Here is a 13,037-nt window from a genome sequence, read left to right as displayed (position 1 = left end):
TGGGCCGCGTCCCGGCTGGGAGGCGGTTATGGTTCCGGTGGGAATCACGCAGGCTCGACGAGCACCGAACGCAGTTTGGCCAGCTCCAGCTCGTCGAGGCCCGCATCGAGGAGGTACTGCCGGACGCTGCCGGCGCGCTCCTCGATCCGGTCGATGGTCGTCTCGAGCGCCTCCCGGGGGCTTCCGCCGAGGATGATCCGCAGGTCGGGCGTCACCTCCACGCCGTACCCGCGGACGAGCTCAAGCATGCCCTCCAGCCACGGGCCTTGCAGGTTGGCCTCGGTGAGCGCGTAGTCGGAGACGACGGTCTCCCGGTCGACGCCCACGGCGAGCAGCGCGAGCGCCACGACGATGCCGGTGCGGTCCTTGCCCGCAGTGCAGTGCACGACGACCGGCGCATCGGCGGTGTCGGCGATCTCGCGGAGTGCACGCACGATCACGTCGGTGTGCTGGAAGACGATCTTGTCGTACAGGTGCACGATGGTCGCGCCGACGGTCGACGCCGAAGCGCCGGAGCCCTCGAACACCGGCAGATGCAGCACCTCGACATCTAGTCCCTCGAGGTCGTCGGGCAGCGCCTGCACCTCGAAGTCGTCACGGAGGTCGATGACGATCCGGATGCCCAGCTCACGCAGCGCCTCGCGGCCTGCCTCACTGAGGCGGCCGAGCGCGTCGGCGCGGTACAGCTTGCCCGAGCGCGTTACTCCCCCAGCGACCCTGTAGCCGCCGACATCCCGGAAGTTGTACGTACCTTCGATCGGGATGCGCGCAGCGGTCGAGTCCATGGAGCTAGTCTGTCACTCCGGCGTGCCCGTCACTCCCCCAGGTGGCTCCGGCCGGACATGGCCCGCTGCGCCTCGCGCTGGTCCTGCCGCTCGCGCAGCGCCTGCCGCTTGTCGTACTCGCGCTTGCCCTTGGCGACCGCGATCTCGACCTTCGCCCGGCCCTCATTGAAGTAGATCGACAGCGGGATGATCGTGTAGCCGCCCTGCTTGACCTTGTTCTCGATCTTCAGGATCTGCGCCTTGTGCAGCAGCAGCTTGCGCTTGCGCCTCGGGGCGTGGTTGTTCCAGGTGCCGTCGGCGTACTCGGGGATGTGCACGGCATCCAGCCACGCCTCGCCGCCGTCGACGAACGCGTAGCCGTCGACGAGCGACGCCCGGCCCAGCCGCAGCGACTTCACCTCGGTTCCGGTGAGCACCAGGCCCGCCTCGAAGGTGTCCTCGATCGTGTAGTCGTGGCGCGCGCGGCGATTGGTGGCCACGACTTTCTGGCCACGTTCCTTCGGCACAGCTCGCTCCTGACGTCGACGATGGGATGCTGCCCGGCTCGGTGCCGGGCAGCAGACCAGTCTAGCGTGTCAGACCTTCAGGTATCGCTTGATCGCGAAGTTCGCCGAGGCCGCCGCCAGCACGATGCCGATCACGATGAGGATCGGGATCACCAGCCACGCCTGCTCCATCCCGACGAAGTTGATCGACTGGATGCGCTGGCTCAGGTAGCCCCGCACGAAGAAATGCACGCCCAGCGCGATCACCACCGACGCGAGGATCGAGCCGATCAGCGCCGCGATCACGCCCTCGATGATGAAGGGCGTCTGAATGAACCGGTTGGAGGCGCCGACCAGCCGCATGATCCCGATCTCCCGTCTTCGGGAGAACGCCGAGAGCCGGATGGTCGTGGCTATCAGCAGCACGGCGGCGACGAGCATGAGCGCCGCGATCCCGATGGCGGTGTAACTGGCGGAGTTCAGGATGCTGAAGATCTGATCGAGATAGCTGCGCTGATCCACGACGCTCTGCACCCCGGCCGCCCCGGAGAGCGTCTCGCTCAGCACGGCCGACTGGTTCGGGTCCTTGAGGTTCACCCAGAACGTCTGCGGGATCATGTCGGGCGTGACGAAGTCCGCGATCTGGTTGCCCTTGAACTGCTGCTTGAACTGCTCGTAGCCCTGCTTCTGATCCTGGAAGTAGAACTTCTGGATGTATGGCGAGAGCTCGGGAGACTGCAATTGCTTCTTCACGGCGGCGATGGACTGCTCGGTCGCCGCTCCCGCCGGGCAGTTGTCCGTCGTGGTGCACATGTAGACCGCGACCTGGGCACGGTCGTACCAATAGGTCTTCATCTGGCCGATCTGCATCTGCAGGAGCACGGCCGTGCCGACGAAAGTGAGGGAGATGAAGGTGACGAGGATGACCGAGACCACCATCGACAGGTTGCGCCGCAGGCCGTTGCCGACCTCGGACCAGATGAGTCCGAATCTCATTTCGTCGGCCCCACATTCTGGTCGCCATCGCGTTCCGACCCGTCGCGGAGTCCGCTGAGGTCGAGGTTCGCGGTGAAGTTCAGGTGCTCGGGCAGGTCTTCCGACGCCGGGGCCGGCGGGACGGGCGCGGTGGCGAACTGCACGGGCGCCGGGTAGGCGGCCGGCTGCTGCGGCTCCTGCTGCTGGTGCGCCGGCTGCTGGTTCGTCGGGACCGAGACCGGCCCGGTCGGCGACGAGGTCGGGGCATGCGGACGCGTCATCGGCGCCTCCGCGGCGGTCGCGGCGTAGGCGGGTGCCGGAACAGCAGCCGCGACGGCCACCGGCTCGTCGCGCTCAGCGGGCCGGACGACCGGGACAGCGGCGGTGACTCCGTAGCCGCCGTGGCGCTCGTCGCGCACGATCTGTCCGCCGACCAGCTCGATCACTCGGCGCTTCATCTGGTCGACGATCGCCGCCTCGTGGGTCGCCATCAGCACCGTCGTGCCGCCCGCGTTGATTCGCTCGAGCACGGCCATGATGCCGGCGCTCGTCGCAGGGTCGAGGTTTCCGGTTGGCTCGTCGGCGAGGAGCACCTGGGGCTTGTTCACCACGGCCCGGGCGATCGCGACACGCTGCTGCTCACCACCGGAGAGCTCGTGCGGCAGGCGGAGCGCCTTCCCGTCGAGGCCCACCATCTTGAGCACGTCCGGAACGGCCTCCTGGATGAAGCCGCGCGACTTCCCGATCACCTGCAGCGTGAACGCGACGTTCTGGAACACCGTCTTGTTCGGTAGCAGGCGGAAGTCCTGGAAGACCACGCCGATGTTGCGGCGGAAATAGGGCACCTTCCGCGAGGAGATCGTGCCGAGGTCCTGACCCAGCACGTGGATCTTCCCCTTGCTCGGCTTCTCCTCTTTGAGGATGAGGCGCAGGCAGCTGGACTTGCCCGACCCCGAGGCGCCGACGAGGAAGACGAACTCTCCGCGCAGCACTTCGAGGTTGATGCCGTTCAGTGCCGGACGCGCTGTGCCCGGGTACTGCTTGGATACGTGTTCGAACCGGATCATGACCTCTTGAGACTAAGCAGTCATCGGGGGTTCCGGGAGTAGCGACTCGCCTATTGGCGGCAAGCCTGACAGCGAGCCGGACGCCGCATCCACGCGGGCGCTGTGCCAGCTAGGCGTCGCCCTTGTTGCCCGCGCGCCAGCGGATGCCCGCCGCGATGAAGCCGTCGAGGTCGCCGTCGAAGACAGCGCTCGGGTTGCCGGACTCGTAGCCGGTGCGGAGGTCCTTCACCAGCTGCTGCCCATACAGGAAATAGGAGCGCATCTGGTCGCCCCAGCTCGCGGTGATGTTTCCGGCGAGCTCCTTCTTCTTGGCGGCCTCCTCCTCTTTCTGCAGCAGGAGCAGCCGGGTCTGCAGCACGCGCATCGCGGTCGCGCGGTTCTGGATCTGCGACTTCTCGTTCTGCATCGAGACGACGATGCCGGTCGGGAGGTGGGTGATGCGCACCGCGGAGTCGGTGGTGTTGACCGACTGGCCGCCGGGCCCGGAGGAACGGAACACGTCGACCCGGATGTCGCCCTCGGGGATGTCGACCTCGGTCGCCTCCTCCATGAGCGGGATGACCTCGACGGCGGCGAACGAGGTCTGCCGCTTGTCCGCCGAGCCGAACGGGCTGATCCGCGCGAGCCGGTGCGTGCCGGCCTCGACCGAGAGCGTTCCGAACGCGTAGGGCGTATCGATCTCGAAGGTGGCCGACTTGATGCCGGCGCCCTCGGCATAGGAGGTATCCATCACCTTGAACGGATACTTGTGCTGCTCTGCCCAGCGCAGGTACATACGCATGAGCATCTCGGCGAAGTCGGTGGCGTCGTCGCCGCCGGCGCCCGAGCGGATGGTGACGATCGCCGCGCGCTCGTCGTACTCGCCGCTCAGAAGCGTCTGCACTTCGAGTTCGCCGAGGGCGCTCTGCAGCGACTGCAGTTCGGTGCGCGCCTCGGCAGCCGACTCCTCGTCTTCCGCCTCGTTCGCGAGCTCGACCAGCACCTCGAGGTCGTCGAGGCGCCGCTGGATGGCCTCGATCCTGGCCAGCTCGGACTGCCGGTGGCTGAGGGCGCTGGTCACCTTCTGCGCGTTGGCCGTGTCATCCCAGAGGTCGGGCACTCCGGCCTGCTCGCTGAGGTCGGCAATGTCGGCACGGAGCTTGTCGACGTCGACGACCGCCGTGATGTCGGCGAAGGTGGAGCGCAGGTCTGCGATCTGGGAGGAGAGGTCGAGTTCGATCATGTCGGCATCCAGCCTACCGGCCCCGCCCGATCGGCGGTCGGCGTGCGTTCTCCGAGAAGTTGTACGGTGTTAACGATATGACTTCCGACGAGCGCCCCTTCAGCTTCCGCTCCGTCGCACTCGCGGCCTTCCTACCGACCCTGCTCTTCTCCATCGGCGAAGGCGCGATCATCCCCATCATCCCCGTCGCCGCCGGGAACCTCGGCGCGAGCCTCGCGATGGCCGGCTTCATCGCGTCGATGGTGATGCTCGGCGAACTCGCCGGCGACATCCCGAGCGGGTGGGTCGTCTCCCGCGTCGGAGAGCGCACGTCGATGATCGGCGCGGCGGTCGTCGCGATCGGCGGGGTCGTGATCTGCCTGCTCGCGCCGAATTACTGGGTGCTGATGGGCGGCATCTTCCTGGTCGGGATCGCGACCGCCGTGTTCGCGCTGGCGCGGCACGCCTTCATGACCTCGTATGTTCCGGCGAAGTACCGGGCTCGGGCGCTGTCCACCCTCGGCGGGATCTTCCGCGGCGGCTGGTTCATCGGGCCGCTGATCGCGTCAGCCGTGATCGCCGCGACGGGATCGACGCAGTCGGTGTTCTGGATCTTCATCATCAGCTGCCTCGGGTCCGTGATCGTGCTGCTGGCTCTTCCCGACCCCGAGAAGATGTTCGGGCCGTCGGAGCGGGTCACCGACGACTCGGGGGTGCGGGTGACGACGGGCGAGGAGGACGCCGAGGAGCGCACGCACGGGCTGTTCCGTACGATCTGGTCGTTTCGCGAGGTGCTCGTGCGTATGGGCGCCGGGGTCTCGCTGGTGGCCGCCATCCGCTCCGCCCGTACCGTGCTGATGCCGCTGTGGGCGATCTCGATCGGGTTGAGCGAGTCGAACACCGCTCTCATCATCGGCATCGCGGGCGCGGTCGACTTCGCGTTGTTCTGCGCGAGCGGTCAGATCATGGACCGATTCGGCCGGATGTGGAGCGCCATCCCCTCGATGATCGGGCTGGGCCTGGGCTTCGTGGCCCTGTCGTTCTCGCATGATCTGCCCGCGCGGGTCGCCTGGTACATCGGCGTCTCCCTGTTCCTGTCGGTCGCCAACGGCATCGGTTCGGGAATCGTGATGACGCTCGGCGCCGACCTCGCGCCGAAGAACCGCCCGGCGCCGTTCCTGGGAGCCTGGCGGTTCTCCGCGGACGCCGGCCAGGCGGCCGCACCCCTGTTCGTGTCGCTGCTGACGGCACTCGTGTCGATCTCGTTCGCGAGCGGAGTCATGGGCGTGCTCGGGCTCGCGGGCGCGGCGATGCTCGCCCGCTACATCCCGCGCTACGTGCCCCGGAGGCCCCGCCCGGCCTGAACGCGGAATACCCTCGTGACCGACGGCGGTTGCATCCATGCAGACGCATGAATCGAGGGATGAGATGACCGGCAGGCTTCAACTGGGGATCGACACATTCGGGGACGTCACCCGGGATGCGGACGGTGCGCCGCTTCCGCAGGCGCAGGTGCTCCGCAACGTCGTCGCGGAAGGGGTGCAGGCCGACCGCGTCGGCCTCGACTTCTTCGGCGTCGGCGAGCACCACCGCGAGGACTTCGCCGTCTCCGCGCCCGAAGTGGTACTGGCCGCGATCGCCGGGCAGACCGAGCGCATCCACCTCGGGTCCGCGGTGACCGTGCTGAGCTCGGACGACCCGGTCCGGGTCTTCCAGCGGTTCGCGACGCTCGACGGCATCTCGGGCGGACGGGCGGAGGTCATCTTGGGGCGCGGGTCGTTCACCGAGTCGTTCCCGCTGTTCGGCTACGACCTCGCCAAATACGAGGAGCTGTTCGAAGAGAAGCTGAACCTGTTCGCCGAGCTTCGCAAGCAGGAGCCGGTGACGTGGACCGGGAACCTGCGGGCGTCCCTCACCGGGCAGTCCGTCTACCCGCACGTCGAGCACGGGCAGCTGAAGACGTGGATCGGCGTCGGCGGCAGTCCGGAGTCGGTGGTCCGTGCAGCGCACTACGGTTTCCCGTTGGTGCTCGCCATCATCGGCGGCGGGCCGATGCGGTTCCAGCCCCTCGCCGAGCTGTACCGGAAGGCGCTCGAGCAGTTCGGGCAGGACGAGACCCTCCCGATCGGCGTGCACTCCCCCGGATTCATCGCCGAGACCGATCAGGAGGCCAAGGACACCCTGTGGCCGCACTACGAGGTGATGACCAACCGGATCGGCCGCGAGCGCGGCTGGCCGCCCGCGTCGCGCGCCCGGTTCGAGCACGAGGCGGGCCCGGATGGCGCGCTCGTCGTGGGCTCTCCGGAGACCGTCGCGCAGAAGATCGCGTACGCGGCGAAGGGGCTCGGCGCCTCCCGGTTCGACATCAAGATGAGCAACGGGACGCTGCCGCACGAGGACCTCATGCGCTCGATCGAGCTGTACGGCACGGAGGTCGCACCGCGCGTGCATGAGCTAATGTCGTAGCCGCGCGACGCGCACCGCGGGAGTGGTGAAATTGGCAGACACGCAGGATTTAGGTTCCTGTGCTTCACAGCGTGAGGGTTCGAGTCCCTTCTCCCGCACTTCGCACTTTTCACAGGCTTCGTACTGCCGGACTACGACCGCAGGATGATCTTTGTTGGGCAGGCCCGAATTCGCACGCTTCGTGCAGCTTCGCACATCCCGCCGACGCTAAACTCGGGCTCAGCTTTCCCACCGAATCCCCATGGAGAACTGTGATCCATCACGCCGGCCTGATCCCGTGGCTCGACCCGAACACCATCATCCATTCGGCGGGCCCCTGGGCGCTGCTGGTGGTGTGCGGAATCGTGTTCGCCGAGACCGGCCTGCTGATCGGCTTCCTGCTGCCCGGCGACACGCTGCTCATCATCTCCGGGCTGCTGACCCACACATCCCTCGTTTTCGGCGTCGACATCTGGTGGGTGGCGCTGGCCATCGCGTTCGGCGCGTTCCTCGGTGGTGAGGTCGGCTATCTGATCGGCCACAAGGCCGGCCCGCGGATCTTCGAACGCAAGGAGTCCGGCCTGTTCTCGATGGAGAATGTCCGGCGCACCAATGCGTTCTTCGAGCGCTTCGGCGCGCTCGCGATCATCGTCGCGCGCTTCGTGCCGATCGTCCGCACCTTCGCGCCGGTCGCCGCGGGCGTCGGGCACATGAACTACAAGAAGTATTCGCTGTACAACGCCATGGGCGCGCTCCTCTGGGGCGCGGGCCTGACGTACTTCGGATTCCTGATCGGCTACATCCCGCCGGTAGCCAACTTCGTCTCCAGCTACATCGACGTCATCCTCATCGGGGCCGTCGTCATCACCCTGGTGCCGACGCTGTTCCACTACTTCCAGTCGGTGCGGAAGGCCAAGCGCAACAAGACCCAGCAGGATGCCACGCCGCCGTCGGCGCCGTCGGTCGACGAGCCGGCCAGCACCCGCCCCGAGGCCTGAGCCCCCAGATCCCACCCGCCAGGTGCCTATCGACGGAGATCGTTCGCCGATTCTCCTTCGATTGGCAGTAGTGAAGGAGACTCGGGCTTCGGAGGTGCGAATCTCCGTCTGTCCGCCAGGCGAGCGGGCGCGGTGCTCAGCGGTGGAATTCGTCCTCGTGGGCGGCGTGCTCCGCCGGCTCCAGCTGGAAGGTCGAGTGCTCCACGTCGAAGTGCTTGGTGAGGCAGCCGGAGAGTTCGTCGAGGAGGGCGCCGGTGCGTCCCGTCCGGAACACCGACGGCTCGCAGACCACGTGGGCGCTGAAGACCGGCGCACCGGAGGTGATCGCCCACACGTGAACGTCGTGCACCGCGACGACGCCCGGCGTCCCGAGGATGTGGTCCCGGATCTCGGCGACGTCGGTGTCCGCGGGCGCCGACTCGCTCAGCACGCGCACCACATCCCGCAGCAGCGAGAACGCCCGCGGAACGATGAGCACGGCGATGAGCAGCGACGCGATCGCGTCGGCGGGCATGAATCCGGTCGTCAGGATGACGACGGCGGCCACGATGACCGTCGCCGAGCCGACGAGATCGCCGAGCACCTCGAGGTACGCGCCACGCATGTTGATCGAGTGACCGGATGCCGGCCGAAGCAGCAGCAGGGCGCCGAAGTTCGCGATGAGTCCGATGACGGCGACGATCAGCATCGGGATGCTGTGCACCTCGGTCTCGCCGCCGACGAGACGCCCGATGGCGCCGATGGTGACGGTCACCGCGACGACCACCAGGATCAGCCCGTTGATGAGCGCCCCGAAGACCTCGGCCCGCTGGAACCCGAACGTCTGCCGGTCGGTGGCGGGCCGCGCGGCGACGATCGTCGCCATGAGCGCGATGATCAGCCCGGCGAGGTCGCTCAGCATGTGGCCTGCGTCCGCGAGCAGCGAGAGCGAGCCGCTCAGCCACGCACCGACGACCTCCACCACGAGCACCGTCGCCACGATGGCGATGCCGGCGAGGAGGCGGTTGCGGTTGGCGCCGTGGCCGTGGTCGTGAGTCATGTCAGTTCTACGGTAGATAGAAGTGCGCTCGACCGCCAGAGCCCGGCCCTAGATGGGAATGAAAGCCGTTCTCAGCGGCCCGCCGTCAGCCCAATTCCCGCAGAGCCGGGACGATGGCGGACAGGGCCCGCGCGCGGTGACTCTCCGCATTCTTGGCCGCAGGCTCCAGCTCGGCGGCCGTGCCGTCGTGACCGTCCGGCACGAAGATCGGGTCATAGCCGTGTCCGTGCTCACCGCGCGGTTCGCGCGCGATCGAGCCGGGCCAGACACCCTGCACGACCGTCGGCTCGCCGCCCGGGACGACCAGCGCCAGCGTCGCGGTGAAGTGCGCTGCGCGCTCGGTGTCGGGGATGTCGGCCAGCTGATCCAGCAGCAGCCGCAGGTTCGCGGCGGCGTCGCCGTGCGACCCCGCCCACCGGGCGGAGAAGATGCCGGGGGCGCCGCCCATCACATCCACGCAGATCCCGGAATCGTCGGCGAGCGCAGGGAGTCCGGTGTGCTCGACGGCCGCGCGGGCCTTGATGAGCGCGTTCTCTTCGAAGCTGACGCCGTCCTCCACGGGTTCCGGACCGTCGTAGGCGACGATCTCCAGCCCCGGCACCTCGCGGCCGAGGATCTGCTGGAACTCCCGCGCCTTGTGCGCATTGTGCGTGGCGAGCACGACGCGCACCACGCTCAGGCCCCCGTCTCGACGGAAGCCGGCGCGTCCGCCGGTGCAAGGGCGGCCGACTGGATGCCCGTGAGCTCGGTCGTGCCGGCGAGCGCCAGGTCGAGCAGCTCGTTCAGCTCGCGGCGGTCGAACGGCGCACCCTCGGCAGTGCCCTGCACCTCCACGAAGAGGCCCCGCCCGGTCACGACGACGTTCATGTCGGTCTCGGCCCGCACATCCTCCACGTAGGCCAGGTCGAGCATCGGAGTCCCGTCGATGATGCCGACCGAGACGGCCGAGACGGAGTCGATGAGCGGTGTCGCCTTCTGGCCGATGAAGCGGTGCTCGCGGCCCCACTCCAGCGCCTCGGCGAGCGCCACGTACGCGCCGGTGATGGCCGCCGTGCGCGTCCCGCCGTCGGCCTGAAGCACATCGCAGTCGAGCACGATGGTGTTCTCGCCGAGCGCCTTCATGTCGACGACGGCCCGCAGGCTCCGGCCGACGAGACGGCTGATCTCGTGGGTGCGGCCGCCGACGCGTCCCTTCACCGACTCCCGGTCCATCCGCTCGTTGGTGGAGCGTGGCAGCATGGCGTACTCGGCGGTCACCCAGCCGCGGCCCTTGCCCGACATCCACCGCGGCACGCCGTTGGTGAAGGATGCGGTGCACAGCACACGGGTGTTGCCGAACGAGATCAGCGCGGAGCCCTCTGCCTGGCGGCTCCAGCCGCGTTCGATCGTGACCGGTCGCAGCTGGTCCGGTGTGCGCCCGTCGGCGCGGGTGATGTCGGTCACAAGGATCTCCTCGGTGGGTGTGGTGGGGGTGACGGTGGGGATGTTCAGAGCGGCAGGTCGATCACGCCGGTCTGCACCAGGTCGACCCGGGAGACCTCCGGGCCGATGAAGCGGTGAGCCAGGCGCAGGAACTGGTCGGCGTCGGAGCCGGTTGCCTCGTAGCGGATGGTCGGCGGCAGCGGCGAGTGCCGCTCCAGCCCCTGGCCGACGAGGGTGCGGTACACGTCCTTCGCGGTCTCGGTGTCGCTGGAGACCAGGGAGACGCCCTCCCCCATGACGTACGACAGCGCGCCCTTCAGGAAGGGGTAGTGCGTGCAGCCGAGAACGAGCGTGTCGACGTCGGCCTCGCGCAGCGGCTGCAGGTACTCGGCGGTGACGCGCAGCACCTCCTCGCCGCTGGTGATCCCGGCCTCGACGAACTCGACGAAACGCGGGCAGGCCTGCGTGAACAGCTGGAGGGTGGGGGCGGCGGCGAACGCGTCCTCGTAGGCGCGGGATGCAATGGTGCCGACAGTCCCGATCACGCCGACGCGGCCAGTGCGGGTGGCGGCGACGGCCCGCCGGACGGCGGGCTGGATGACCTCGATGACGGGCACGTCGTAGCGCTCGCGGGCATCCCGCAGCATGGCGGAGGACGCCGTGTTGCAGGCGATCACCAGCAGCTTCACGCCCTGATCCACCAGGAAGTCGAGGACTTCCAGCGAATAGCGGCGGACGTCGGCGATCGATTTCGGCCCGTACGGAGAGTGCGCGGTGTCGCCCACATACAGAAGGGACTCGTTCGGCAACTGGTCGCGGATCGCCCGGGCCACGGTGAGCCCACCCACTCCCGAGTCGAAGATCCCAATCGGCGCATCCGTCACAGCACTCCAGCCTACCCGTCCGCCGCCGCGGGGCGCCCGGTCACAACCGCCGTGCGCGGACGCGCGTGAGTAGGCTGGCGACGTGACCGAGAGACCAGCGTCCTCCGCGCTCCTGACCGACCGCTACGAGCTGACGATGCTCGATGCCGCGCTCCTCGCCGGAACGCACGACCGCGAGTGCGTCTTCGAGGCGTTCACCCGCCGCCTTCCGGCTGGGCGCCGCTACGGCGTGCTCGTCGGGACGGGCCGCCTGCTCGAGCTGATCGAGCAGTTCCGGTTCCAGGATGCCGAGCTGCAGTTCCTGCGGGAGAACCGGATCGTCCGCGACGAGACCATCGACTGGCTCGCCGACTACCGCTTCTCCGGCACGATCCGCGGCTACCAGGAGGGCGAGCTGTTCTTTCCGGGGTCGCCGTTCTTCATCGTGGATGCGCCCTTCGCCGAGGGCGTCATCCTGGAGACCCTGCTCCTGAGCGTCTTCAACTACGACTCCGCCGTCGCGTCCGCCGCCGCCCGCATGGTCGCCGCGGCCGACGGGCGGCCGCTGGCCGAGATGGGCTCACGCCGCGCGAACGAGCGCTCGGCTGTCGCCGCCGCCCGCGCCGCCTTCATCGCCGGATTCTCGGCCACCTCGAACCTCGAAGCCGGCCGAACCTGGGGCGTGCCGACGATGGGGACGGCGGCCCACGCCTTCACGCTGCTGCACGACTCCGAGGAGGCTGCCTTCCGGGCCCAGGTGGATGCGCTCGGCCCCGGCACGACGCTGCTGGTCGACACGTTCGACGTCGAGAAGGCGATCGAGACGGCTGTACGGGTCGCCGGTCCGGAGCTCGGGGCTGTTCGGCTCGACTCGGGCGATCTGCCGAAGCTCGTGAGGCAGGTGCGCGACCAGCTGGACTCGCTGGGCGCCACGAAGACCCGGATCACCGTGACCAACGACCTCGACGAGTTCACCATCGCGGCGCTGTCCGCCTCCCCCGTCGACTCGTACGGCGTGGGCACGTCGGTGGTCACCGGGTCGGGAAACCCGGCCTCCGGGATGGTCTACAAACTGGTGGCCCACCGGAGCGACAGTGCACACGGCGAATGGATCTCGGTCGCCAAGAAGTCGGACGGCAAGGCCAGCATCGGCGGGCGCAAGCACCCGGTGCGGCGATTGGATGCGTCGGGCACCGCGGTCGCCGAGGTTGTCCACATCGTCGAAAAGGGCGACATCCCGGACGACACCGGCCGCGACCTTCTCGTGCCGCTGATCACCGACGGCCAGGTGCACACCGAGCACCTCGGCGCCGAGGGGACGCGACGGGCGCGGGAGCACCGTGCGATGGCGATGGACGAACTGCCCGACGAGGCCTTCCGCCTCGGTCGCGGCGACCCCGTGCTGCCGACGATCTTCGAGTGAGCCGGCCGGGAGGCCTGCGAGTCAGCCCTGCGGGCTACTCCCCCTGCAGACCCTCGTAGATCTCGCGGCAGGTCGGGCACACGGGGAACTTCTCGGGGTCGCGGTTCGGCGTCCACATCTTCCCGCAGAGCGCCTTCACGGGCTTCCCAGTCATGGCCGACTCGAGGATCTGCTCCTTCTTCACGTAGTGCGAGAAGCGCTCGTGGTCGCCCGGCTCCTGGTTCTGCAGGAGCTCCTCGAGTTCGCGGTCGAGCGTGGTCGCACCGCCGCCGGACGGCGCTCCGCCGGGCTCGGAGATGCTCGCTTCGTTCATCCCACCAGTGTAAACGCTCGG

General features: G+C 68.4%; 14 protein-coding genes and 1 tRNA gene. 5 read left to right on the top strand and 10 right to left on the bottom strand.

Annotation, left to right across the window (positions count from 1 at the left end; all coding sequences use genetic code 11):
* Positions 1-44: 44 nt before the first annotated feature.
* The 5 genes from AB7E03_RS01420 to prfB form a co-directional block, all read right to left on the bottom strand.
* Complete coding sequence (locus AB7E03_RS01420) at positions 45-785, bottom strand: tyrosine-protein phosphatase (protein ID WP_489938618.1); 741 nt, start codon at positions 783-785, stop codon at positions 45-47.
* A 29-nt stretch (positions 786-814) separates the two neighbouring features.
* Positions 815-1,291 carry an SsrA-binding protein SmpB gene (gene smpB, locus AB7E03_RS01415; protein WP_489938616.1) on the bottom strand — a complete coding sequence of 159 codons (477 nt, stop codon included), beginning with the start codon at positions 1,289-1,291 and terminating at the stop codon, positions 815-817.
* Positions 1,292-1,360: 69 nt separating this feature from the next.
* Complete coding sequence (gene ftsX / locus AB7E03_RS01410; protein WP_489938614.1) at positions 1,361-2,266, bottom strand: permease-like cell division protein FtsX; 906 nt, start codon at positions 2,264-2,266, stop codon at positions 1,361-1,363.
* The gene (gene ftsE, locus AB7E03_RS01405) at positions 2,263-3,312 is read right to left on the bottom strand and encodes a cell division ATP-binding protein FtsE (protein WP_489938612.1); all 1,050 of its coding nucleotides are present in this window, start codon (positions 3,310-3,312) and stop codon (positions 2,263-2,265) included. The genes ftsX and ftsE overlap by 4 nt, the downstream gene beginning before the upstream one ends.
* A gap of 109 nt (positions 3,313-3,421) precedes the next feature.
* Positions 3,422-4,534: a peptide chain release factor 2 gene (gene prfB, locus AB7E03_RS01400; protein ID WP_489938610.1), complete on the bottom strand. Its 1,113-nt coding sequence runs from the start codon at positions 4,532-4,534 to the stop codon at positions 3,422-3,424.
* Positions 4,535-4,611: 77 nt separating this feature from the next.
* Here prfB and AB7E03_RS01395 point away from each other — a divergent pair, with 77 nt between their 5' ends.
* The 4 genes from AB7E03_RS01395 to AB7E03_RS01380 all read left to right on the top strand — a co-directional run bounded on the left by AB7E03_RS01395 (position 4,612) and on the right by AB7E03_RS01380 (position 7,956).
* Entirely contained in the window at positions 4,612-5,877 is a 1,266-nt protein-coding gene (locus AB7E03_RS01395; RefSeq protein WP_489938608.1) for an MFS transporter, read from the top strand.
* A 64-nt stretch (positions 5,878-5,941) separates the two neighbouring features.
* Entirely contained in the window at positions 5,942-6,979 is a 1,038-nt protein-coding gene (locus AB7E03_RS01390) for an LLM class flavin-dependent oxidoreductase (protein WP_489938606.1), read from the top strand.
* 16 nt (positions 6,980-6,995) lie between these two features.
* Positions 6,996-7,077: transfer RNA gene (locus AB7E03_RS01385), tRNA-Leu, on the top strand.
* Between the two features lie 153 nt (positions 7,078-7,230).
* Positions 7,231-7,956: a DedA family protein gene (locus AB7E03_RS01380; protein ID WP_489938604.1), complete on the top strand. Its 726-nt coding sequence runs from the start codon at positions 7,231-7,233 to the stop codon at positions 7,954-7,956.
* Between the two features lie 136 nt (positions 7,957-8,092).
* On the opposite strand, the gene AB7E03_RS01375 is transcribed toward AB7E03_RS01380, so the two are convergent.
* The 4 genes from AB7E03_RS01375 to murI all read right to left on the bottom strand — a co-directional run bounded on the left by AB7E03_RS01375 (position 8,093) and on the right by murI (position 11,301).
* Positions 8,093-8,995 (bottom strand): cation diffusion facilitator family transporter, encoded by a 903-nt coding sequence (locus tag AB7E03_RS01375; protein ID WP_489938602.1) that lies wholly within the window; start codon positions 8,993-8,995, stop codon positions 8,093-8,095.
* Positions 8,996-9,080: 85 nt separating this feature from the next.
* On the bottom strand, positions 9,081-9,668 hold the full coding sequence (rdgB, locus tag AB7E03_RS01370) for an RdgB/HAM1 family non-canonical purine NTP pyrophosphatase (protein ID WP_489938600.1): 588 nt from the start codon (positions 9,666-9,668) through the stop codon (positions 9,081-9,083).
* 2 nt (positions 9,669-9,670) lie between these two features.
* Positions 9,671-10,438 (bottom strand): ribonuclease PH, encoded by a 768-nt coding sequence (gene rph, locus AB7E03_RS01365; RefSeq protein ID WP_489938598.1) that lies wholly within the window; start codon positions 10,436-10,438, stop codon positions 9,671-9,673.
* A gap of 44 nt (positions 10,439-10,482) precedes the next feature.
* The gene (gene murI, locus AB7E03_RS01360; RefSeq protein ID WP_489938596.1) at positions 10,483-11,301 is read right to left on the bottom strand and encodes a glutamate racemase; all 819 of its coding nucleotides are present in this window, start codon (positions 11,299-11,301) and stop codon (positions 10,483-10,485) included.
* A gap of 82 nt (positions 11,302-11,383) precedes the next feature.
* Here murI and AB7E03_RS01355 point away from each other — a divergent pair, with 82 nt between their 5' ends.
* Positions 11,384-12,703, top strand: a complete 1,320-nt coding sequence (locus AB7E03_RS01355) for a nicotinate phosphoribosyltransferase (protein WP_489938594.1) — start codon at positions 11,384-11,386, stop codon at positions 12,701-12,703.
* Between the two features lie 34 nt (positions 12,704-12,737).
* Here the strand turns inward: AB7E03_RS01355 and AB7E03_RS01350 are convergent, their stop codons facing one another.
* Positions 12,738-13,016, bottom strand: a complete 279-nt coding sequence (locus AB7E03_RS01350; protein ID WP_489938592.1) for a DUF3039 domain-containing protein — start codon at positions 13,014-13,016, stop codon at positions 12,738-12,740.
* Positions 13,017-13,037: the final 21 nt, after the last annotated feature.

It is taken from the genome of Leifsonia sp. RCC_180 (genome assembly GCF_058138205.1).
The sequence above is the reverse complement of the archived record's forward strand: the minus strand, read 5'-3'. Positions and strand labels throughout refer to the sequence as shown.